The organism is Bradyrhizobium sp. UNPA324, from assembly GCF_006658635.1.
In the GTDB taxonomy this organism is placed as follows: domain Bacteria; phylum Pseudomonadota; class Alphaproteobacteria; order Rhizobiales; family Xanthobacteraceae; genus Bradyrhizobium; species Bradyrhizobium nanningense.
This window is the reverse complement of record NZ_LFJD01000004.1, coordinates 5,786,046-5,807,293: the sequence shown is the minus strand read 5'-3', so window position 1 is coordinate 5,807,293 and position 21,248 is coordinate 5,786,046. Positions and strand designations below refer to the sequence as shown.

The 21,248-nt window shown below is 63.8% G+C and carries 19 protein-coding genes; 6 read left to right on the top strand and 13 right to left on the bottom strand.

Annotation, left to right across the window (positions count from 1 at the left end; genetic code table 11):
* Nucleotides 1-122 precede the first annotated feature (122 nt).
* The gene (locus UNPA324_RS27845) at nucleotides 123-734 is read left to right on the top strand and encodes an acetyltransferase (protein ID WP_141937041.1); all 612 of its coding nucleotides are present in this window, start codon (nucleotides 123-125) and stop codon (nucleotides 732-734) included.
* Here the strand turns inward: UNPA324_RS27845 and neuB are convergent.
* The 5 genes from neuB to UNPA324_RS27820 all read right to left on the bottom strand — a co-directional run bounded on the left by neuB (nucleotide 731) and on the right by UNPA324_RS27820 (nucleotide 6,527).
* Nucleotides 731-1,801, bottom strand: a complete 1,071-nt coding sequence (gene neuB, locus UNPA324_RS27840) for an N-acetylneuraminate synthase (protein WP_141937039.1) — start codon at nucleotides 1,799-1,801, stop codon at nucleotides 731-733. The two genes, UNPA324_RS27845 and neuB, sit on opposite strands and share 4 nt — an antisense overlap.
* Entirely contained in the window at nucleotides 1,798-2,976 is a 1,179-nt protein-coding gene (neuC, locus tag UNPA324_RS27835) for a UDP-N-acetylglucosamine 2-epimerase (protein WP_141937037.1), read from the bottom strand. Before neuC ends, neuB begins: the two co-directional genes overlap by 4 nt.
* On the bottom strand, nucleotides 2,969-4,153 hold the full coding sequence (locus UNPA324_RS27830) for a LegC family aminotransferase (RefSeq protein ID WP_246667225.1): 1,185 nt from the start codon (nucleotides 4,151-4,153) through the stop codon (nucleotides 2,969-2,971). The genes neuC and UNPA324_RS27830 overlap by 8 nt, the downstream gene beginning before the upstream one ends.
* A 19-nt stretch (nucleotides 4,154-4,172) precedes the next feature.
* Nucleotides 4,173-5,192, bottom strand: a complete 1,020-nt coding sequence (locus tag UNPA324_RS27825; RefSeq protein WP_141937034.1) for an NAD-dependent 4,6-dehydratase LegB — start codon at nucleotides 5,190-5,192, stop codon at nucleotides 4,173-4,175.
* A gap of 132 nt (nucleotides 5,193-5,324) precedes the next feature.
* Nucleotides 5,325-6,527 carry an HAD-IIIA family hydrolase gene (locus tag UNPA324_RS27820; RefSeq protein ID WP_141937032.1) on the bottom strand — a complete coding sequence of 401 codons (1,203 nt, stop codon included), beginning with the start codon at nucleotides 6,525-6,527 and terminating at the stop codon, nucleotides 5,325-5,327.
* A 441-nt stretch (nucleotides 6,528-6,968) separates the two neighbouring features.
* Between UNPA324_RS27820 and UNPA324_RS27815 the strand changes: the two genes are divergently transcribed.
* The 4 genes from UNPA324_RS27815 to UNPA324_RS27800 all read left to right on the top strand — a co-directional run bounded on the left by UNPA324_RS27815 (nucleotide 6,969) and on the right by UNPA324_RS27800 (nucleotide 11,138).
* Nucleotides 6,969-7,838, top strand: a complete 870-nt coding sequence (locus UNPA324_RS27815) for a hypothetical protein (RefSeq protein ID WP_141937030.1) — start codon at nucleotides 6,969-6,971, stop codon at nucleotides 7,836-7,838.
* Between the two features lie 10 nt (nucleotides 7,839-7,848).
* Nucleotides 7,849-9,255, top strand: a complete 1,407-nt coding sequence (locus UNPA324_RS27810) for a DUF6418 domain-containing protein (protein WP_141937027.1) — start codon at nucleotides 7,849-7,851, stop codon at nucleotides 9,253-9,255.
* Nucleotides 9,256-9,463: 208 nt separating this feature from the next.
* Complete coding sequence (locus UNPA324_RS27805) at nucleotides 9,464-10,204, top strand: hypothetical protein (RefSeq protein ID WP_141937025.1); 741 nt, start codon at nucleotides 9,464-9,466, stop codon at nucleotides 10,202-10,204.
* Nucleotides 10,205-10,262: 58 nt separating this feature from the next.
* Nucleotides 10,263-11,138, top strand: coding sequence for a hypothetical protein (locus tag UNPA324_RS27800; RefSeq protein ID WP_181769539.1), 876 nt, complete (start codon nucleotides 10,263-10,265; stop codon nucleotides 11,136-11,138).
* 164 nt (nucleotides 11,139-11,302) lie between these two features.
* Here the strand turns inward: UNPA324_RS27800 and UNPA324_RS27795 are convergent, their stop codons facing one another.
* From UNPA324_RS27795 to UNPA324_RS27760, 8 genes are all read right to left on the bottom strand, one after another.
* Nucleotides 11,303-12,142, bottom strand: coding sequence for an SDR family oxidoreductase (locus UNPA324_RS27795; RefSeq protein WP_141937021.1), 840 nt, complete (start codon nucleotides 12,140-12,142; stop codon nucleotides 11,303-11,305).
* A 14-nt stretch (nucleotides 12,143-12,156) separates the two neighbouring features.
* Nucleotides 12,157-12,918, bottom strand: coding sequence for an SDR family NAD(P)-dependent oxidoreductase (locus UNPA324_RS27790; protein ID WP_141937018.1), 762 nt, complete (start codon nucleotides 12,916-12,918; stop codon nucleotides 12,157-12,159).
* Nucleotides 12,915-13,763, bottom strand: coding sequence for a sugar phosphate isomerase/epimerase family protein (locus tag UNPA324_RS27785; protein ID WP_141937015.1), 849 nt, complete (start codon nucleotides 13,761-13,763; stop codon nucleotides 12,915-12,917). Before UNPA324_RS27785 ends, UNPA324_RS27790 begins: the two co-directional genes overlap by 4 nt.
* Nucleotides 13,760-14,524 (bottom strand): SDR family oxidoreductase, encoded by a 765-nt coding sequence (locus UNPA324_RS27780; RefSeq protein WP_141937012.1) that lies wholly within the window; start codon nucleotides 14,522-14,524, stop codon nucleotides 13,760-13,762. Before UNPA324_RS27780 ends, UNPA324_RS27785 begins: the two co-directional genes overlap by 4 nt.
* Nucleotides 14,517-15,206 carry an acylneuraminate cytidylyltransferase family protein gene (locus UNPA324_RS27775; RefSeq protein WP_141937009.1) on the bottom strand — a complete coding sequence of 230 codons (690 nt, stop codon included), beginning with the start codon at nucleotides 15,204-15,206 and terminating at the stop codon, nucleotides 14,517-14,519. Before UNPA324_RS27775 ends, UNPA324_RS27780 begins: the two co-directional genes overlap by 8 nt.
* Nucleotides 15,206-17,125, bottom strand: coding sequence for an N-acetylneuraminate synthase family protein (locus UNPA324_RS27770; RefSeq protein ID WP_246667224.1), 1,920 nt, complete (start codon nucleotides 17,123-17,125; stop codon nucleotides 15,206-15,208). Before UNPA324_RS27770 ends, UNPA324_RS27775 begins: the two co-directional genes overlap by 1 nt.
* Before the next feature lie 22 nt (nucleotides 17,126-17,147).
* Nucleotides 17,148-18,524 carry a GHMP family kinase ATP-binding protein gene (locus UNPA324_RS27765; RefSeq protein WP_141937002.1) on the bottom strand — a complete coding sequence of 459 codons (1,377 nt, stop codon included), beginning with the start codon at nucleotides 18,522-18,524 and terminating at the stop codon, nucleotides 17,148-17,150.
* 229 nt (nucleotides 18,525-18,753) lie between these two features.
* Entirely contained in the window at nucleotides 18,754-19,977 is a 1,224-nt protein-coding gene (locus UNPA324_RS27760) for a phenylacetate--CoA ligase family protein (protein ID WP_141936998.1), read from the bottom strand.
* An 86-nt stretch (nucleotides 19,978-20,063) separates the two neighbouring features.
* Between UNPA324_RS27760 and UNPA324_RS27755 the strand changes: the two genes are divergently transcribed.
* Entirely contained in the window at nucleotides 20,064-21,215 is a 1,152-nt protein-coding gene (locus UNPA324_RS27755) for an AGE family epimerase/isomerase (protein WP_181769538.1), read from the top strand.
* Nucleotides 21,216-21,248: the final 33 nt, after the last annotated feature.

The following is a 21,248-nucleotide window of genomic DNA, read 5'->3' as shown; positions in this document are numbered from 1 at the left end:
GCCGCGTCAACCCCAACGGTATCCCCTGAACAGGCCCGTTAACCCAAGCATTTCGCGGTCCGAATCAATGGTTTGAAGACCCGCGGTCCCCCGTTAAGATCGCCCCGCGTAAGGGAATCGCGATGGACGATCTGATCATCATAGGCGGCGGCGAGCATGCCTTCATGGTCTATGAGGCGGCACGGTTATCGGGCCAGTTCAGGGTCGTCGGCTTCCTCGATCGCCAACCCGGAACGCTTGGCGACGTCAGCTATCTCGGAACCGACGAGGTCGCGCCAGAGTATCCGGATGCCGCCTTCGTAGTGGGAATCGGAGCGATGCAGGCGGGGCCCGCACGCCGGCAGATCGTCGGCCGCATGCAGGTCAAACGCTGGGCATCGGTGGTTCACCCTCGTGCGATCGTCTCGCCGTCAGCCATGATCGGCGCAGGTGCCGTCATCATGCCGGGCGCGATCCTCAATGCGCGAAGCCGGATCGGCGATCACTGCATCATCAATTCCGCTGTCGTCGTCGAGCATGACGTGCGGATCGGCGACTGCACGCATCTGTCGCCGGGAACCGTGATCGGCGGAGGTGCGAAGATCGGCGAGAACTGCTTCATCGGTCTCGGCAGCCGCGTCAGGGACCATATCGCGATCGGCGACGACACGCTGGTCGCGATGGGATCGGTGGTCACGGCTCCATGCCCGCCAGGGTCCGTGCTGCGCGGTGTTCCGGCAAAACCGCGAGGCTAGACCGGATCGTCCGGCTCGAGTGCGCGTGGCGCGGCCGTTCCGACCAGCGACCAATAGTCGATCGGCGGCCGGCCGGCGCCGGGGCGCTTGGCGGTGATGTCGGCGGGGCCGATGGTCTCACCAGCCTTCAGGGCGCGCGCCGCAACGATGCTCTTGCGCGCCACGGGGACGTTCCTCATCTCGGAACCCTTTGGCGTCTTCACGCCGTCACCGAGCGCGTGTTCGACGTTGCGGATGGCGATCACCATGCGCTTGAAATCGTCAGGCTCCAGGGAGGCGGCGTGATCGGGGCCTTGTGCCTTGCGGTCGAGCGTCAGGTGCTTTTCGATGATCCTCGCGCCGAGGGCGATGGCGGCCACCGAAACCTCGAAACCATCGGTGTGATCGGAATAGCCGACCGGAAGCTGGAACGCAGACCGCATCGTCGCCATCGCCGCGAGATTCACGTCACCGACGGGACAGGGATATTCGGTCGTGCAATGGAGCAGGCTCACGTGCTGTGCGAGCGCCGTGCGCGCGGCCGGATCGCGCCACGCCGCGCGGAAGGCGGTGATGCCGGGTGGGTCATCGGATGGGCCGTAGCCGTGCGCGAGGACGCCGAGCGCCTCCTCGATCTCGCCGAGCGTTGCCATGCCCGTCGACAGGATCAACGTCGCGCCGGCCTTCGCGGCCGCATGCAGCAGCGGTGCATTGGTGAGATCGCCCGATCCGATCTTGATGCGCGGCAGTCTCAGCGACAGCAAGAAGGCGAGCGAAGCGTCGTCGAACGGTGTCGACAGGAATTCGATGCCGCGCTCCGTGGCACGTTCGATCAGCGTGTGATGCGCGGCCTGCGGCAGCTCAAGTCGTTCCAGCATGGCAAGCTGGCTCTCGGCGGCATCGGTGGTGCGCTGCTGATAATCGGCCTTCTTCGCCGCGCCGCCCGCCAGTGCCTTCGCGTTGAAGGTCTGGAACTTGACGATGTCGGCGCCGGCGTCGGCGGCGGCGTCGACCAGCGCCAGCGCCTTCTCCAGGCTGCCGTCATGATTGACGCCCGCTTCCGCGATGATCAGCGTATGCGTTGTCATGCCTGCGCCCCGCTTGGCGGAAGTTCGTAGAAGCCCTTTGAAAGCAGCTGCCGAAAATCCGGAATGCCGGCGATGATATCGGCAAATCGCCGGCTCGATTCGCCGTCACCGTAAGGGTTGACGGTAGCCTGACGGCCGCGCTGGAGCCCCGCCGCGATGGCGGCGGCAATGGCGCCGCGCTCGGGCGTTGCGTGAAACACCGACGTCGCGCGCGCGCGTCCCTTCTGACGGTCGCCGATATCGACCGTGGGAACGCCGAAGGAGGGCGCTTCGAGCACGCCGCTCGAGGAATTTCCGATCACGACGTCTACCTGGCTCATCAGGCTGAGATAGCGAAGCTGTCCGAGCGAGGCAATCGCGATCGTGTTCGGCCGGCTTGCCGCGAAAGCCTCGATCCGGGCGTTCAAGGCGCGGCCCTCGGCGTCGGCATTGGCGAGCGTGAACACGAAACGAAAGGCGGGATCGAGCGTCGACAGTGCCGCGAACAATTCGTCCAGTTCGGCCACCGAGCGCCCGGCTTCGACCGTGACAGGGTGGAATGTGATGAGCGCATTGCGTTCGCCGAGCGGCATTCCGATCGCGCGGCTGATGCCGTCGCGGTCCATCAGATCGAGATGCTTGATGGCGTCGATGCCGACCGAGCCGATGGTGTGGATACGGGACGGATGCTCGCCAAGCTGCATCAATCGCCGCGTCGAGTCCTGATTGCTGGTGAAATGCAGGTGCGACATCTTGCTGATGGCATGGCGCGTGGATTCATCGATCGCGCCCTCGGTAACGTCTCCGCCGAACAGATGCGCCATTGGCAGCCGCATGAACATCGCGGCCTGTGCGGCTGCGAACATCTCGAAACGGTCGCCGAGCACGACGACGAGATCCGGCTGTAACCGTGTGAAGGTGTCGGCAAAGCCGATGACGCCGAGGCCGACCGATTTCGCGACGCCGGCGCCGGTGTCGCTGCTCAGCAGTGTCTCGACGCGCGCGTCGACCTCAAATCCTTCGTCGCCGATTGCGTTGAAGGTGTAGCCGAACTCCGGCGCGAGATGCATGCCGGTGGCGACGAGCTGAAGTGTCAGTCCCGGCGTTTCCCGGATCGCGCGCATCGGCCAGACCAGCAGGCCGAAATCGGCGCGGCTGCCCGTGACGAAGCAGATATTTCGCGCGCCGCTATTCATCGCGGGCCCTGATGCTGGCGCTGCTGGGCAGGTTGATCAGGCGGCGTTCGATCGATTCGGCGGTGGAAAGATCGCCGCGCGGGCTTTGCGCGAACATTGGCAGCTTGTGCATCAAGGTCCAGGCCGGGCGTGCGCCGAAGCCGGCGTCGTTGAGCGCGGCGAGAAGGTCGTCACGCCTGTCGGCATACGCCTCGTCGAGCAGGATGGCGTTCAGCCAATAGTTGCTCGTCGTGGCCGTGGGCTCGCGCGAGAAACGCACGCCGGGCACATCCGCAAAGACGCGCTCATAGGCCGCAGCCAACTTCCGCTTGCTTGCCAGGAAGCCCTCGAGCTGCTCCAGCTGGGCGCAGCCGAGCGCCGCGTTCAAGTTCGGCAGACGGTAGTTGAAGCCGATCTCGTCGTGGACGAAGGCCCATTTGTGCGGCAGCTTCGCGGTTGTGGTGAGATGCTTGGCGCGGCGGCCGAGCTCCTCGTCATTGGTCAGGATGGCGCCCCCGCCGCCCGTGGTGACGATCTTGTTGCCGTTGAAGCTGAGTGCCGCGAGCCGCGCCTGTGATCCGACGGCATGACCCTTGTAGGTCGATCCCAGCGATTCCGCGGCATCCTCCACCAGCGCAATACCCCAGCTTTGCGCGATCGCGGCGATTTCGTCGAGTTCGACAGGATGCCCAAACGTATGCATCGGCGAGATCGCCGCGATGCGGCGGCCGGTCTCGCGGTTGATGGTGCCGGTTGCAGTCTTCTGCGCGATCGCCTCGAGCCGCAGCGCGAGTGCGCGCGCGTCCATGCCGAGCGTTTCGAGCGAGCTGTCGACGAAATGAGGCGTTGCGCCGCAATAAGCGATCGCATTCGTCGTCGCGATGAAGGTGAGCGCCGGTGAGATGACCTCCTCGCCGGGCTCGACGCCGGCCAGCCTGAAGCAGGCGTGCAGCGCGGCCGTGCCATTGACGACGGCGACCGCGCGCCTGGCGCCGGTGATCTCCTCGAGCATGCGCTCGAACCGATCGACGAAGGGGCCGACCGAGGAGACGAAAGTGCTCTTGATGCACTCTTCGAGATAGGCGATCTCGTTGCCGGCGAACACTGGTTCATGCAGGCCGAGAATGCCATTCGGCGTCCCCACGGCGCGCCGCACGGCATCGACGATCGTTTTTTGGTCGAAGCCTGACCTTGTCACGGGACGGTCCACCATTGCCTCAGACATTGTACACGTCAGCCTTGTAGCGGCTGAGGTTTGCAGGATTGGTAAACCAGTTCACCGTCTTGACCATGCCCTGTCGCATGCCCTCGATGCCGCCGAACTGCGGGCTCCAGCCGAGCTGCTGGCGAGCCTTGGAATTGTCGGCCCAGAGTCGCTCGACCTCGCTGTTGGCGGGGCGCAGGCGCGCCTCGTCGGTCTCGATTTCGATCGTGGTCCCCATGACATCGGCGATCATCTGCGCGGTCGCGCCGACCGAGATCTCAAAGCCGCTGCCGAGATTGATGGTCTGGCCAACGACCTGTTCCGCAGGCGCCGTGAGGCCCGCGATCAGGCCGCGTGCGGTGTCGGTGACGAAGGAGAAATCTCGGGTCGGGCTGACGGCCCCAAGGCGGATCTTCCGCTTGCCCGTCGCGATCTGGCTGATGATCGTCGGGATCACTGCGCGCGCCGATTGCCGCGGGCCGAAAGTGTTGAACGGACGGATCACCACGACGGGCATGTCGAAGGAAGCCTGGAACGACAGCGCCATCTGGTCGGAGGCGATCTTCGAGGCCGAGTAGGGCGACTGCCCGACCAGCGGATGACTCTCCTTGATCGGAACCGTCTGTGCCGTGCCGTAGACTTCGCTGGTCGAGGTCTGGACGAAACGCCGTACGCCGGCCATGCGCGCGGCCTGGAGCACGTTCACGGTGCCGCGCACATTGGTCTCGACATAGGAATCGGGTGCGACATAGGAGAAGGGAATGGCGATCAGCGCCGCCAGGTGCAGCACGTCGGTGCAGCCGCTCGCGGCCGCGATCATGAAATGCGGGTCGCGAATGTCGCCAGCCACCACCTCAACCGACGACATGATGTCGGCCGGAATCGTGTCGAGCCAGCCCCAGGAGTTGAAGGAGTTGTAATAGACGACCGCCTTGACGCGGGCTCCGGCTTTCACCAGCTCCTCGACGACATGCGAACCGATGAAGCCGTCGCTCCCGGTAACGAGGACGCGGGCGTCCCTCAGATCTGCCATGCCGGACCCCAAATGGCGATTAAGCCAATATTCGCAACAAGATGGCGCTATAGCACACTGACGGTCGCGCGCAACAGAGCAACGCTCGCAGGCTGCCAAATGTCCGGGGATGCAGCGTTTTTCGTCGCGCGCCTAAGCCTTGCCGGCCGGTTTCAGGCGCTGTTTCACGAAAGCCTCCAGATTTCCGCCTTCGAACAGGTGGCCCGCCACGCCGGCCGCACGCGCCGCTTCCATGTCGCTTTCCTTGTCCCCGATCACCATGCTGCGCGTCATGTCGATCGGAAAGCGCCGGGTCAGATCGGTGATCATGCCCGGCGCCGGCTTGCGCCGGTCGCTCACGCGGCAGTAGCGCGCGACGGTTCCGTCGGGATGATCGGGGCAATATTCGAAAGCATCGATATGCGCGCCAATCTCTGCCATCTGCTCCGCCATCCAGCGGTGCAACGTGGCGACGTGGTGCTCTTCGTAGTAGCCGCGGGCGACGCCGGATTGATTGGTGATGACGAAGGCAAAATAGCCGGCATCGTTGACGGCCTTCACGGCCTCGCGTGCCCCCTCGATCCATTCGACCTTATGCGTTTCGTAAGTGTATCCTGAATCGTGGTTGAGCACGCCGTCGCGATCGAAGAACACAGCCGGCCGCTGCAGTTGCCGGCGCAATTCGCGATCGGCGCGGGCGAAATCGTCGGGAATGCCGATGTCGATGAAGTAGCCGCGATAGGCCGTGCCGCGCAGCGCGCCGGACTTGGCGAGGCCTGGGAAGACCTCCTGCTCGAGCGAGGCGGGAAGCGTTGCGATCTCGTCGAGCACGGACTTGTCGATAACGTAGATGCCGGCATTGACCGGGCCCGTCGCCCCCGCGCCCGGCGCGATGAAGTCGCGCACCATGTCTCCATCGAGCACGACGCGTCCGTAGCGGTCCCCGACGACGCCGTCCCGCAACGCCATGTGAACGCGACCGTCACGGGCGCGGGCGATCAGATCGAGCAGGTTGAAGTCGAACAGAGAATCTCCATTCAGCAGCAGGAAGCGATCGTGCAGCAAATTGCGCGCATGAACGAGCGCGCCGCCGGTGCCGAGCGGCTCTGTCTCACGGGACACGACGATTCGCGCGCCCTCCCTGGCGGCCCCGGCGTAGTGTGTCTCGACGATCTCCGCCTTGTGGCCCGCCAGCAGGAGGATTTCGTCGAACACGCCATAGCGCACCAGCTCGTCGATCAGCGTGTCGAGAAACGGTCGCCCGCCGATGTCGAGCATCGGCTTCGGGATCAGCTTGGTTCGCTCACCCAGCCGGGTGCCCAGCCCGCCGACGAGGATCACGGCCTGTCTCAGCATGACGGCTTTCCCCCTCGGCACCTTATTCGAAGGTGAGTAGCAAATGTCTGTCGCAAGATCCTGGCCTCTCGCTGGATTAGCTGTGCGGCCGGACTTCTCCCAGCGTCGGTCGATCCTCGATAAGGCTTGAAGCGCGCAACGCTGAGTGACAGATACCCCGCACCAACACCGGCCATGGCGTGCCACTCGCCACGACAGGAGCTGTTGTGTGCTCTCTTTACGCTGAGTGATGCCCGGAGGCAACGAGCAAGGAATTCGTGTTGTTCTCGTTCAACGAAATGGCCGGGCAGAGGGCTGCGGGCATGTCACGATTGTTGTTCGGGAGCCCTTTGTTTTAGGCCGATTGATCAACCGTAGATAGCTCAGTATGATAATGCTCAGTATGATAATGATTGGGTTCCCCATCCGTATTTTGGGGATTTGCCGGGGATCGAGAATTACATGCCGATGGCCGAGCGTACGCCGCGAGCTCCAGCGTTTCTGCAGCTCGCGAGGTGGTTCCACGTCGCTGTCCGAGCGGTGCGGATACATTGGGTTCTTTCGCTTGTGATCGGGGCGATCTTGTTGGCTGCTCTTGGCTCCCTTGCCGTGGGGCGGAAGGTGCAATCCTGGACTGCGACTTCGACGATCGCAATTGGCACAATGCCCACCCTTGAAAGTATTCTCGGGCTCGCTGGGGCAGCGATTGAACCCGTAGAGAATGCCCGTGATCTGGTGACACGAATCGGAGCGCTTCAATTTGAAAGCACTGTTCTGGCCGAGGCTCAGAAAGCGCTTCCCGACTCGCGGGGGGCGTTCGCCGGAGCCTCATTGCGGGGGATCGTTATTGGAGATTCGTCGATCCGCCTGGAGGCGAGTTCCGCTTCGAAGGAGGAGGCGGTAACCCTGTTGCGACAGGCTGTTCTTGCGATTCAGGCCGCGCACCAGCGATTGTCCGAGCCGAGAATGGAGTTGTTGCGTTCCGTGCGCGCGCGGTTGCAGGAGGCGAGAGCGCTGCTCGACGATGCGTTGAAGAAGAGCAAGATGGATATCACGCCGGCTCGACCCGACGGGATCTTCACCGGACCTGTCTTCACGGAAAGCCCTGGGGCGTCTGTCGACAGGATGCTCAACGTCGATACGCGCATCGCTCTACTGGCGTATCTCGAACGCACCGTGAGGACGACGGGTCTACAAGATGGATCGTCTCCCGCGACGGAAGGGCCGAGAGAAGTCAATCTCGTGCAAAGAGCTATCCTGGCGGGCTTGGGCATGCTTCTTTTCATCAGTCTATTGACCTTCGTTCTGAGGCGGCCGGCTCGTCTCGAGTAGGACTTGAGCAATGAGTCTTCTGGCTGGAGTCTCCTTACTACTATTGATCGTCTGGCTGGGACTGTTCAGGTCGACGATTTTCGTTTGTCTTGCCTTCCTTCTGTTCACCTTTGCATGGCGGACGGTCTCGTCGCTCTATATCGACCTCGTGGGGCCGGTGTTCTCGTCCCAACTTCAGATGTTTATTGGACCCGGCGTCATGACGGCGTTCCAGTCCATCGCGTATTTTCTGACGCTTCTTCCTTTCCTCTGGGTCTTCAACTCGAGAGCGCTCGATGAATGGGCGCGGGCGGCCCCAACTCCCGGACCGCCTGCGCCCCAATCTCAACTGACCCTTTCTGACGTCACGTTCTACGCGTCCGTTCTCTTCTTGATCTTGCTTTTCGGTGCCTTGATTCAGGGAGGCGTCATTCCGCTGTTTGCCAAGATCGAGCGTTGGACGTTCAACGAACAGGCCAATTTCCTCCATCGCCTGGTGGTCGAGCGAGGCGACATGCTCTGCTTCTGGTGGGGCACCATGTTTGTGGCCGAGCGATTGCGACGCCAGCGCTACGATTATCGCTTTGTGGGTTTGCTGGCCGTCCTCACCTTCTACATGTTTCTCGTCGGCGGGCGCTTCTCGCCGTTCTATCGATTTTGTGCGTTCTTTGTCATACCGTTTTCCGCGGTATTGATCGTTCAGGCGCGAGATCTTGGGAGCGCAAGTTTGTTCAGCTTGCTGCCCCGGATTGCCGACCGCCGCATCTTGCTGGCCGGCGCCGGCGTCATTGCGCTGACGACCGCGATGATCGCATTCGCGCTCTATTGGAATCTGACCAGGGTCCGGGGGTTCGAAGGTCAGGCGGCGCTGGACGCTTTTGTCGAGCGCGTTCTGGTGCAGCCGTCGGAGATAGGATGGGCGTCCTATCAACGCGTTCTGGTCAACGGAGACTGGGACGCGCGCCACGTCTTCGATTTCCTGTTCGACCGCCCCATCGTTGCAGGACGAAACACGACCCCGCAGCTCCTGATGTCCGAGACGATCGGCGAGCCGCGGACGACGGAACACATCACGGGTGGCTTTCAGTTCGCAGGCGGGTTTCCCGAAATTTTCTTCGAGCTGTTTGGTCCTAATTTTGGCTGGATCTTTCTGCTGGGGGCCGGTTGGCTCACTGCGCTCCTCTCCGCCGTCATGATCCGGTCAATCATCGCCGAACGATATCTGACGGCGGCTCTATCCTTCTACGTGCTGTACGGCATCTACGTGATGTACATCGGCGGCATGCTGAACTTCGTCGCAACGCCGACATATTGGGTCAAAATTGCTGCGCTGTTCGCCGCAATCATGATGGAGGAGCGCGCGCAGGCGCTGGGCCGGCCTATTCTCCCGTGGGTGGTGGCAGACAGCCCTCGTTGGTTTCGCCGTTCTGCAGTCTGATGCGATCGCCCGCCGCAAGGGCAATTTCTAGCCTCTTGCAAGCGCAAGCTGTGGAGGTCGTTTACCGGTTGATTCCACATTTGGCAAAGCGTAAACAGTCGCATCAAGCGTCGGTTTTTGCACGCGGGCTAGAAGACCAAGACGCGCCCTAGTACGATATTCGCCGGCCTTTTGGCCGGTGTTTTTCCTCCCGCTGAGTTTCGTCCAGATGCCTGGTGAATTGGAGATTGGGGAGGCCGTCGCAAGGGGTTATCCGCCCGCTGTGCTCTACCTGCGCAACGACAAGATCGTCACGACAGAAGTCTGCGCATTCAACTACTTCTCGGTCTTCATGAAGGATCATCCGGAGGTGGATGCTCATGTCTGGTTCTTTGATGGAGCGGGCAAGGCTGCCGGATATTTCCACAGGGAACTCGGCGTCAATGGGCAATTGCAATTGCAGACGTCGGACCTGTGTCCGCGCATTTCGGGAACGGTTGCGATGGCGCTGGTCCCGAAACACGAGACCAAGCTTCGTCCCGGGCGGAAGGTGACCACCGGCTATTACACACAATATTTCTCACAGCACGGGGCGATAACGTTGTCGCACGAGCGCGAGCCCGTCGCGGCAGCGCCGTTCCCGACTTCTGCCTGGATGCAATCCTACCTCACGCGATTCCTGAAGGAGTCCGGTGTGGTGCTCGTGAACTCCTGCATGGCGTCCGAAGGCGGCTCGGTGGGGACGGCCCGGCTCATGGCCCTGGACGGCACCGCATTGGGCGAGCGTGCGCTGCCGGAAATCGCGCCGATGGGCGCAGCCCGCATCAGCACCCTGGACCTATTCCCCGAGGCTGAACGGTTGATTGGCGCGGCCGAAGGATTCGCCCTGGAGTTCAAGGGCACCAACATCGCCAGTCCGTTCAGCTATTATGAATTTGCCAACGGCAAGTTCAGCTTGCATCATTTTTAGGGGCGCGTTCGTGACTCGTTTCTCATCCAGTCCTTGGAAACCTTACGAGCCCAGATTCATGTTCCCGACTTTCGCGGGTGTCGAGTCGCGCATGGGCTTCTCGATCCCCGCCTGGTATCGTCCGGTCGACATCAAGTATCTCCGCAGCCTCGTTGCCGGCAGCCTGCGCAAGAATTTTCGTGAGACGGTCAAGGATCTCGTTCCCGAGCTCGCCAGCCTGGTCGCCTCGGGCTTCAGCAAGAAGCTGAGATTCAAGCTGCACATCCTGTCGCGCGACGGAGAATACCGGGCGACCTACGAGTTTCCGAAGGACTACGCGCCGGGTGCCTCCGTCGAGATCGAGCTGTCGCGTCTTTTCGCCTCGCTCAAGCTGCCTCAGGACGATTATCTCGTCATCGCCGTGATGTCGCGCGGACGCATGGACGGCTTCCGTTCCTCGCCTGCCAGCTATTCGATGACCTATGTCGATCAGGACAACGTCGCGATCTACCGCACCGGCGCGTTTGCCCGGCCCTTGAACGAGGGCAGACTCAAGGCGCATGTCGGCTTCACCGGGATCAATCCGAAGATCATTGCGACTGACGACATCGTCAGCAGCGTACTGCTGATAAATCACTCCTCCGATCCTGAATACGCTCATGCGGCGCGGCCGACGTCGAAGCTGATCCGCGAGGACGGCGAGCAGATCGAGGGCGACTTCGGGGAGATCCCGCCGCTCGGAGCGCGCGAGATGTCGGTCGTCGACATGTTCGGCAGCCGCGTGTTCGATTTTCTCAAGCCGTTCGGCGGTCGCGGGACCACGGTCACCACTTGCACCGGAATGACGCTCGCGAGCCTGCACTTGCAGCGCACGAACGACAATCGGCGGACGTTGCTGGGCATCGAGCACTCACGGCCCGCGCACATGAATCTCGCCGGTATCCTGCAGCATTGATCAAGGAAATCGAGGGTCGGAGCAGGGAGCAGTGCTGCCCTGGTCTGGCGGTCTTGCCGTCGGAAGCAAGAGCGAGGCGTACGGCGGCAGCGGGTGAGGCCGCAGCGTTCTCTGGAGTTACGTCGAAGGAGCGCCGAGCGCAGCCTCGTCAACGGCGTGCGCGGTTACCAGACGCTCCGCCCCCCATCCATCACGAGATTCTGCCCCGTCATGTAGCTCGAGGCATCCGAGCAGAGGAACTGCACGGCCGCGCGGTATTCGTCCACGTCGGCCATGCGGCCCATCGGAATCAAGCGCGTTAGTCGTTCGACGAAAGCCGGATCCTGGTTGTTGAAGACGCCCCCCGGCGAGATCGCGTTGACGCGCACGCCGTGATCGGCCCAGTACGTCGCCAGATATTTCGTCAACCCGATCAAGCCGTGCTTGATCACAGAATAGGTCACCGGCTTCACCGGCTGCTCTTCCTCTCGCGAGACGTTCGGCTGTCGGTAGAGTCGCTGGTCCGGCGCGATCACGCCGAGATCGGAGGCGATGTTCAGGATCACGCCGCGGCCACGCGCCGCCATCGCGCCGCCGAACACTTGCGCGCACAGCATCGCGCCGGTCAGGCCTACGGCGATCTCCGTCTGCCATTGCGGCACCGGAAATGCTTCGAAGCGCGAAGAATGCATCACGCCCGGTGCGGAGGTCACCTTGGGGTCGATCGCTGCGTTGTTGACGAGGATGTCGACGGAGACGCCTCGACCGGAAAGTTGCTCGTCGGCAGCCCGCACCGAGTCGAGCGTGGTGACGTCGATCGCCAGGGCGATCAGGTCGGCGGACGGCGCGTGCTGCTTGAGCGCGGCAACGGCCGCCTCGGCCTGCCCAAGCCCGACGTCGGTGACGACAACGCGCGCGCCGGCCTCGGAAAGCGCGGCGACATGCTGGCGCCCGAGCAGGCCGCCTGCGCCGGTTACGAGAGCGGTGCGGCCGGTCAGGTCATAGCGTGAAGACGGGCTTGCCATGCGAAGGCTCCTGTTCAACTGCGCAACTGGCCGCCGTCGGCGACAACGACGCTGCCGGTGACGAATGCCGCGCGGGGCGAGGCGAGGAATGCGACGAGGTCGGCGACCTCTTCTGGTTTACCAAGCCGGCGCAGCGCCACCTCGCGCACAAGCATCTCCTCGACCGCAGCTCTGTTTTCCGCGAGCTTGCGCGCCCAGGTGCCCTCCGCAGCCAGGATGTTGCCCGGTGCAAGCGCATTGATGCGTATGCCTTCGAGCGCCAGCGGCCGGGCCAGACCGCGCACGGTCGCGTTCAACGCGGCTTTTGCGGCATAGTAGGTGACGGGTGCGCCAAGCGCCGCCATGCCTGCGATCGAGGAGATGCAAACGATCGCCCGGTCGCCGCTGCCGCGCGCCATCAGCGGCCGGGCGGCTTCGATCATGTTGGTCGTGGCGAAGAGATTGAGGTCCATCACCCGCGACCACTCCGCCGCGGTTTCCTGCCCCGGCGGTACGGAAGCGCCGCTACCGACATTGCAGACGAGGATGTCGAGGCGCCCCCAGCGCCGTTCGACCTCCTGAGTCAGGGTCGCGGCGGCGGCCGGATCGGTCACGTCGGCCACGTGTGCCGACGTGGTGCCGCCGATCGCAGCTCGGGCGGCATCAAGCGCGTCGGCTCTGCGCGCGGCGAGCGCGATCTTGGCACCTTCCGCAGCGAGCGTCGTCGCGATCGCAAGCCCAATCCCGCGGCTGGCGCCGGTGACGAGTGCGACGCGATCGTTCAGCTCGAGCTTCATCGCACGGCGTCCTCGATCCAGCCGACCGTCATGTCGCGATATCTGGCGAGCGCGCCGGCATGGTCGCCATCGGCGGCGCGCGCTGTTTGCAGAATGTATTGCCCCTTGTAGCCGGAGCGCTCGATCAGCCGGATCGTCTTGGCAAGGTCGGCGTTGCCGGTGCCGAGCGGGACGGTGGTGCCGCCCCGGATGCGGTCCTTGATGTGCACATTGAGGATGCGCGGCGCGTAAGCGGCGATCTCCTCGTCGCTGTCGTAGCCGAGAGAGGCGCTGTTGCCGCTGTCGTAGTTGATGCCGAAGATTTCGGCCGGAAACGCCTCCACGAACCGGGCGAGCTCGCCTGGCGGCAGATCGGATTCGAAGACGATCTTGACGTTCCGCTTTGCGAGCTGCTCGGAGCGTGCGAGCAGCACGCGCTTCAACGTATCGCTCTCGCTCTCGCGCTCGATCTTGCCGTTGTCGACCAGCGGAATCACAACGAACTCGATGCCGATGCGGCTACAGGCGGCGATCAGCAGATCGAGGTCGGCGACGAGCGCGTCGCGCACGACGGCATCGACCTTCCAGAACGGCGCCTGCATGAAGCAGTCGCCGGTCAGGCTCGGGATCCGCACGCCGTTTTCGCGCGACAGTGCCAGAATCTCCTGCTGCCCCGGCTCAGTCGTCAGCGGGTTCTCGCGCAGCCGTTCCTGATCGATGGTCCATTCCATCCGCGTCAGGCCGAGCTCCTTCGCGCGTGAAAATTCCTTTTGCCATTCGTCCCAGGGGAACGCCTGGATCTTGCCGTCGACCAAGGCCGAGAGCCGGCCCTGCATGAAGCCGATGCGTTGCAGCGTTGCGGTCACGATTTGTTATCCGAACTGATGGCGAGGCCTTTGGCGATCCAGCCGCCGTCGACGAAGATCTCCTGGCCGGTCACATAGGCAGAAGCTTCCGAGGTCAGGAAAACGGCAGCTCCCACCATGTCGGCAGGCTGTCCCCACCGGCCGAGCATGGTGTGGCGCCGCCTGTCTTCGTGCATGACGGGATCGGCAAAACTTTTCGCGGTCATCTCGGTCGCGACATAGCCCGGCGCAAGTGCGTTGACGCGGATGCCGTCGGGAGCATAGTCGGCGGCGAGCGCGCGCGTTAGCCCGGCAAGACCCGCCTTCGCCGCAACGTAGCCGGGATTGCCGGGAAAGCCGCGGATCGAGTTGATGCTGGTGACGTTGACGATCGCAGCCGAGCCCGCCTTCTTCAGGAGCGGGTAGGCGGCAAGGATGGTGGCATAAACGCCGGTGAGGTCGGTCGCGACCGTGGCGCGGAAGCGCGAAAGCTCGCTTTCATCGCTTTTTGCGGGGAGACTGATGCCGGCGGCGTTGACCAGCGCGTCGATACGCCCGCCTTGCGCCGCGATCATGCGGAACGCGTCCTCGATCGCCTTGTCGTCGGAGAGATCGCAGGCAATGGCGGACACGTCCTGCGGTGCCGTTCCGGATCGGCTGAGGCCGAACACCGTAGCGCCCGCATCATGCAGACCGGTGGCGATGGCGGCACCAATGCCCCGCGAGCCGCCGGTGACCACCGCGATCTTGCCTTTGAGCGAGAAGGCGCTGGGGTCAGGCATAGCCGTAACTTCGCATGATGGCGGCGCAAAGCTTGACGTCCTCGGGACGGTCGATCTGGAACATCTTGTGGCGCTCCATCACGTGGAAGCCGATCTTGCCGCCGAGGCGGTTGTTCTGCTCGCGCAGGAGGGATGGGATCAGGACGTAGAAAGAGCCGTTCTCGAGGTAGCGCTTCTCGATCTGCTGCCGCATGCGGCGGTTGTGATAATCGTAGTTGATCGGTTCCGGTCCACTCGCGCCGATACGCCAGTTGAAATAATCCTCGACCTCGCAGACCGAGAGCAGGCTGTCGAGATGATCGTGATCGAAGGTCGCAAGCGCGTTCTCGATGTCGCTGGGTTCGCGGATCGGCGAGGTAGCCTGGAGCGCGACGATTCGCTCGAACCGGCCCATCCGCTCGTCGGTCGCCTCGAGTGCATGCAGCCAAGCGGATTCGGAGGAGGCGAGGTCGCCCGAAATGTCGTCCGGGCGCCGCACGCCAACGGCTCCGGCGGCCTCGGCCGCGGCGAGGATGTTGTCGCTGTCCGAAGAAACCGCCACCACGTCGACGCCCCGCGCCGCGCGTGCCTGCTCGACAGTCCACGCGATCAGCGGCTTGCCGCAGAGATCGAGCAGGTTCTTGTGCGGGATGCCCTTCGAGCCGCCGCGCGCGGCGATCACGGCCAGCGTCTTGCGCGCCATCAGATGTGTCCCTCGAGGCGCTCGAGCGCGGTCCAGAAGCCTTCGCCCATGTTCTTGTGGCCTTGCCAGATCTCCGGAATGAACGATGCGGTCGGTGCATGCTTGCGCAGCACCTGTCCGATTTCGTCGAAATCGATCTCGCCTTCCCCGATCTGGAGGCCTTCGCCGTCCAGCCCCTTGGCGTCGCCGAAATGCAGATGCGCGGTGTGCGGCCCGAGTTGGGCGAGACCTTGCGCGAAGTCGAAGCCGAAATGATTGGCGGCGAGTTTGGTGTGCGAGATGTCGACGCACATGCGCAAATCATGCTTGGCGCAGAATGCCGCCGACTCGTCCGGAAAGATAAAGATGTTCTGGTGCCGCTGGCCGCCGAAATGCCAGGGGAACGGCGCCATGGTCTGCGGCGTCAGCTCGACACCGTCCATGTCCAGCTCGGTCAAGCTCTGCGCGAAGATGCGATAACGCTCGGCTTTCTCCTCCGGCGGCAGCGGCTCGTCCATGGTGAAGCCACCGATATTGGCGACGATGGGCGGCCGCTTCGTCTTGGGAAAGTACTTTTTCAGGCCGCGGGTAATGTCGATCACCGCCTGGGTCTGCTCCAGCGAATAGCGCCGCAGCGCCTCGTCCGGCGTTGCGAGGTCCATCAGCTTGGAGCCGGCAAACAGCTCGGGCGCGTGCACGACGAAGCCGAGATCGTAAGTGCCGGACAGATAGGCCGCGGGATCGCGCTCCATGTCGCTGTAGCTGAGATGGAACTCGATGATGTCGGGTTCGCAGATCTCCAGGAAGCGCTCGGTGTCGTGATAACGCACCGGCACGCCCCAGGGGCGGTCGAAGCGATAACGCCGTGCCTTGGCGACGCCTTCATCCAGGTCGCTCTGGAAGAAATAGTCGTCGGCCGCCATGTTCCGCGTCAGCTTGCGGCCGAGCAGTGCCGGCATCTTCAGGGGCGACAGGCCCTGTCCCGGGCTCTTCACCGCGATGTCGGCTTCGGAGATGACGGTGCCGGTCGAAAGGTCACGCGCGGCCACCAGGCTCTTGGCGAGGTTTTCGCGGTTGATCAGCTCGCCCTGGCTCAGCGCGCGCTCGGCCCGTTTCTCGCCGCGCGCCGCCTCCACCTCGCGGATGCCGGAGACCAGCGACTTGAATTCCTCCGGCTCCAGGCTCGCGGCATGGTCCGGACCTTCCATCTCGCGGTCGAGCGTGATGTGGCGTTCGATGACGACGGCGCCGAGCGCGACAGCGGCGGTCGAGACGGCAGTGCCGCGCTCGTGGCCGGAATAGCCGACCACCGGATGAATCTCGCGCAGCGTCTCCATGAAACGCAGATGGATGTTGTGGAGCGCGGCCGGATAGGTGCTTTGGCAATGCAGCAGCACGTAACTCGCGTTGCGCTCGTCGAGGAATTTCGCCGCGGCCCTGATCTCCTCCGTCGTGCTCATGCCGGTCGAGACGATCAGCGCCTTGCCGGTCGCGGCGAGGCGCGCGAGCAGCGGCAGGTTGGTGAGGTCGGCCGAGGCAACCTTGTAGGCCTGTACGCCGAAACCTTCGAGCACGGCGACGCTGCTCGCGTCCCAGGGCGTGCAGAGATACTGGATACCCTTCGCCGCGCAGTACTCGGCGATCTTCTTCTGCTGCGCGGTCGGAAGCTCGAAGCGCCGCAACAGATCGAGCGTATATTCGACGGCGAGGTCGTCGTCCTTGCCGGACAGGCTCGAAGCACGATAGACCTCGTCGAGCTTGCGCATCTGGAATTTGGCGCAATCGGCCCCCGCGGCGACCGCGGCATCGACCAGCGCAATGGCGCGGTCGAAGTCGCCATTGTGGTTGTTGCCGATCTCGGCGATGACATAGCAGGGTTCACCGTCGCCCAGAAGACGGTTGCCGATGCGGACCGGAGCGGGCTGTTTGGGCGATGTCATCAACATTCTCGTCTCATATGTGTCAGCCGAATCGCGCGGGAAAGCGCGATTTCCACGTCCGCAGCCCGTTCTCTTCGAACATGATGCGTGAACAGCTATGGCCCTGTTGTTCCAGCGCGGCGATCAGCTGGTAGCGCTCGAACGGGCGTACGAAGAACAGGAAATAACCGCCGCCGCCGGCGCCCAGCAGCTTGCCGCCGACTGCGCCATGCTGCTTGGCGAAATCGTAGATCGCATCGATCGCGTCCGACGAGATCTTCGAGCTCAGCTTCCGCTTGGCGTGCCAAGCCTCGTCGATCAGTCGGCCGCATTCCAGGAGCTGGCCGCGCAGGAGGTGTCGCCGGATATCGCGCGTCACTTCCTTCTGCTTGGCAGCTGCGGCGACGGCATCACTGGTCTCGTGCTGTGCCTTCTGGTCTCGGTGGATCGCGCCGGAATCTCGGCCCGAGCCAGTGTAGCAGAGCACCAGGCTCTCCTCGAGCTCGGCGATGATGTTGGGATCCAGCCGCAGCGGCACGATGGTGTTCTGGTCGGAAAAGAACTCCATGTGATTGAAGCCGCCGAACACGGTGGCGTACTGGTCCTGCCAGCCGCCGGGAATGTTGAGCATCAGCCGTTCGGCCTGGAACGCCATCTCCGCGATCTCGTGGCGGTCCCACTGGTCGCCGCGGAATTCGTTGAAGCAGCCGATGATGGCGGAGGTGACCACCGCCGAGCCGCCGAGGCCGGAGCCGACCGGGAAGTCGGCGGAGACTTCGAGCTCGAACCCGTAAGCCGGCTTGATCAGGCGCACGACGGACTTGATCAGCGCAAGATCTCCGTCCGTTCCTAGTTCTGCGAGATCGTCGGCCTCGATCGTGCGACGGAAATCGTGCGAATAGATCCGGATGCTGGAATCGTTCCGGCGTCGCAGCGTCGCGTGAGCGTACATCTTGATCGTGGCGTTGATGACCGCACCGCCGTCATTCGCCACGAAATAGTGCGTCAGGTCGGTGCCTCCGCCGGAGAAGCTGATCCGCACCGGCGAGCGGGCGCGGGCGAACACTTCGCTCTCTTCGGAAAGGTTGAACAGCTCGCGGCTGAACACATCGACGAGCCGTCCTTCGCCATCGAGGATCGGCACCACGTGCACGCGCTGGTCGAGCAATTTGAGGATCTGCTCGCGCGGACCGCCGGCCCTCGCCCAGACGAAGTTGCGGTTGATGCAGGTCGCGACCCGGTCCTGGATCGTGGTGCCGGCCAGCATGCGCCTGCGGATGTCGCCGTCCGTCACCGCGCCGACGATTCGTCCGCTCGCATCCTGCGCGAACAGGATCCCGAGCATGTTGGCATTCAGGCGCCGGAAGGCTTCCTCAATGGTTTCGGTCTCGGCGATGGTGACGAGGGTTCGTTCAAGCACGTTTTGGGGTCCAGAAAGGGCCGATTCCGGCCATATCGTTGCAAGGTTGGTAATACGGGAGCGGCAGCGACGATGCAAGGTTCCTACGTCCCGGCGGTATAGCGGCCATAGCATGAAGACGGGCTCTGCTTGTCATCTCTGTCAGGCCGCGAGCTCGTTCCACGGCCCAGGCTTTGCGGAGGGATGTGCTCTACCTCGGCAATTACCCGCTGTCGAAATCGAGCTAAGATTACCGTTCGTCCGCGATCACCTTGCCGTCATTCGGCAGCACGCCGGGGCTGAGCAGTTCGACGGTGCCACCGAGCTTCGTCACGGCGCGCAAAGTACCGGCGATCTCTTCGCGGAGCGCGTCGCTCGCGGTCGACGTTTCCGCTCTCAACGTCATTGCGTCGGTCTCGCCCTGTCGTGTGACGACGAGGCGCAGTCTTCCGAGCGAGGAATGACGCTTGCCGATCTCGGCGATCTGCTCGGGACGGACGAACATGCCCTTGACCTTGGTGGTCTGGTCGGCACGGCCCATCCAGCCCTTAATGCGCATATTGGTGCGTCCGCATTTGCTTGGCCCTGGCAGAGCGGCGGTGAGGTCGCCGAGCGCAAGACGGATCCAGGGATGATGCGGGTCGAGCGACGTCACCACGATCTCGCCGACGTCCCCGGGCGCCACGGGATCGCCGGTGCCGGGCTTGACGATTTCCAGGATCAGGTCCTCGTTCACGACCATGCCCTCGCGCGCCCCGGTCTCGAACGCAATGAGGCCGAGATCGGCGGTGCCAAAGGCCTGGTATGCGTCGATGCCGCGCGCCTTGATCTCGGCCTGGAGCGACGGCGGGAACGCTGCGCCGGAAACCAGTGCGCGCTTGATCGAGGAGACATCGCGGCCCGAACTCGCTGCGGCATCGAGCAATATCTTGAGGAAGTCCGGCGTGCCACTGTAGCCAACCGGGCGGTAGGCCTCGATCAGCTCGAATTGCTGCTCGGTATTGCCGGGCCCCGCCGGGATCACGGCGCAGCCGAGCGCTCGCGCGGACGCGTCGAAGATGAAGCCGCCGGGGGTGAGATGGTAGCTGAAGGTGTTGAGGACGATGTCATCGGGCCGGAATCCGGCCGCGAACAGCGCCCTTGCGCCGCGCCAGGGATCGGGCTGCCGTCCCTCCGGCTCGAAGATGGGGCCGGGCGAGGTGAAGAGGCGGGCAAATGAGCCGGGGGCCGCCGCCACGAAGCCACCGAAGGGCGTAGAGGCCTTGTGCAGATCGGGCAGTTCCGATTTGCGCAAAACCGGCAGGCCCGCCAGCGCGGTCCTGGAGGTCACGGAGGCGGGATCAAGACCGCTCAACCGCTCGGCGTAGGCCGGCGCGGCCATCGCGGCTCGCAGGACCTCCGGCAGGCGAGAGAACAGATCGGCCTCGCGGGCTGTCGGGTCACGCGTCTCGCGGGCGTCGTAATGGGCGGTCATGGCTGTTCTTTCCGTGTTGGCATCCGTTGCGCGCCGCCACCGGCATGGGTATCAGACCGCCATTGGTAAGGCCTGGAGAGGACCCGATGGCGGACATGGGAAACATTGCGGCGGATGAAGCTGCGGACGTCGTCGCGCGCCTGAAGCGCCGCATGATCGACGAGGCGCTGCCGCTGTGGTCGACGGTCGGCTGGGATCAGGCCACGGGCGGCTTCATCGACCGGCTGCACCGCGACGGTACCGCCGATACAGCCACGCCGCGGCGCGTGTTCGTGCAGGCCCGCCAGATCTATTGCTACGCCAAGGCGGCACAGATGGGCTGGTATCCTGAGGGGCGTGCCATCGCGCTGAAGGGACTGGAACATCTGCTGGCCAAAGCCAAAGCGCCCGACGGTCGGCCGGGCTTCGTGCACCGGCTGTCGCCGGAGGGGACCGTGCTGGACGGCCGGCGCGATGCCTACGACCACGCCTTCATCCTGTTTGCTCTTGCGACCGTCTACGCGCTCGACCAGGACGCGCAGGTTCGAGCCGAAATCGACGCGCTGCTCGCTTTCCTCGACGGCCATCTCCGTTCGCCGCATGGGGGCGTGCACGAAGGTCTTCCGGTCTCGTTGCCGCGCCGGCAGAACCCGCACATGCATCTGTTCGAGGCGATGATCGCCTGTTTCGACGCGACCCACGATCTGGCATTCCAGAACCGCGCCGGCGAATTCTTCGCGCTGTTCCTGGCCAATCTCTACGACAAGCAGAGGCGTATCCTGACGGAGTATTTCGAGGAGGACTGGTCGAAGATCGAGCCGGTCAGCGTCGAGCCGGGCCATCAGGCGGAATGGGTCTGGCTGCTGAAGGGGTTCGAGCGCATCACGGGCTGCCCGACCGGGCAGCGGCGCGCCGAACTCCTGGCGACCGCGCTGCGCTATCGCGATGAGGCTACGGGCTGCCTGATCGACGAGGGGGACGACAGGGGCAACATCCGCCGTCACTCGCGCCGGCTGTGGCCGCAGACAGAGATCGCAAAGGCGTGGATTGCGCAGGCCGAATCCGGCGAGACCGGCGCGCCCGACGAAGCGCGCGCGGCGCTGGCGCGGCTCGAACGGCATTATCTCAGCCATCCCGTCAGGGGCGGCTGGTACGACCAGTTCGATCGCGACGGCAAATCGCTGATCGACACCATTCCTGCGTCGTCGTTCTATCATGTTCTCTGCGCGGTCACGGAAGCGGAGCAGGTGTTGGGTTAGAGCCATCTTGCTTTGACGCGTTTTCTTCACGCG

Bases quoted from the DNA above. Each gene is read 5' to 3' on its own strand.
- neuB (WP_141937039.1), bottom strand. From the start codon at position 1,801: ATGACAACGCATACGCTGATCATCGCGGAAGCGGGCGTCAATCATGAC.
- UNPA324_RS27815 (WP_141937030.1), top strand. From the start codon at position 6,969: ATGCCGATGGCCGAGCGTACGCCGCGAGCTCCAGCGTTTCTGCAGCTC.
- UNPA324_RS27805 (WP_141937025.1), top strand. From the start codon at position 9,464: ATGCCTGGTGAATTGGAGATTGGGGAGGCCGTCGCAAGGGGTTATCCG.
- UNPA324_RS27820 (WP_141937032.1), bottom strand. From the start codon at position 6,527: ATGCTGAGACAGGCCGTGATCCTCGTCGGCGGGCTGGGCACCCGGCTG.
- UNPA324_RS27760 (WP_141936998.1), bottom strand. From the start codon at position 19,977: ATGACCGCCCATTACGACGCCCGCGAGACGCGTGACCCGACAGCCCGC.
- UNPA324_RS27795 (WP_141937021.1), bottom strand. From the start codon at position 12,142: ATGGCAAGCCCGTCTTCACGCTATGACCTGACCGGCCGCACCGCTCTC.
- UNPA324_RS27790 (WP_141937018.1), bottom strand. From the start codon at position 12,918: ATGAAGCTCGAGCTGAACGATCGCGTCGCACTCGTCACCGGCGCCAGC.
- UNPA324_RS27755 (WP_181769538.1), top strand. From the start codon at position 20,064: ATGGCGGACATGGGAAACATTGCGGCGGATGAAGCTGCGGACGTCGTC.
- UNPA324_RS27775 (WP_141937009.1), bottom strand. From the start codon at position 15,206: ATGGCGCGCAAGACGCTGGCCGTGATCGCCGCGCGCGGCGGCTCGAAG.
- UNPA324_RS27800 (WP_181769539.1), top strand. From the start codon at position 10,263: ATGTTCCCGACTTTCGCGGGTGTCGAGTCGCGCATGGGCTTCTCGATC.
- UNPA324_RS27770 (WP_246667224.1), bottom strand. From the start codon at position 17,125: ATGACATCGCCCAAACAGCCCGCTCCGGTCCGCATCGGCAACCGTCTT.
- neuC (WP_141937037.1), bottom strand. From the start codon at position 2,976: ATGAATAGCGGCGCGCGAAATATCTGCTTCGTCACGGGCAGCCGCGCC.
- UNPA324_RS27845 (WP_141937041.1), top strand. From the start codon at position 123: ATGGACGATCTGATCATCATAGGCGGCGGCGAGCATGCCTTCATGGTC.
- UNPA324_RS27780 (WP_141937012.1), bottom strand. From the start codon at position 14,524: ATGCCTGACCCCAGCGCCTTCTCGCTCAAAGGCAAGATCGCGGTGGTC.
- UNPA324_RS27810 (WP_141937027.1), top strand. From the start codon at position 7,849: ATGAGTCTTCTGGCTGGAGTCTCCTTACTACTATTGATCGTCTGGCTG.
- UNPA324_RS27825 (WP_141937034.1), bottom strand. From the start codon at position 5,192: ATGGCAGATCTGAGGGACGCCCGCGTCCTCGTTACCGGGAGCGACGGC.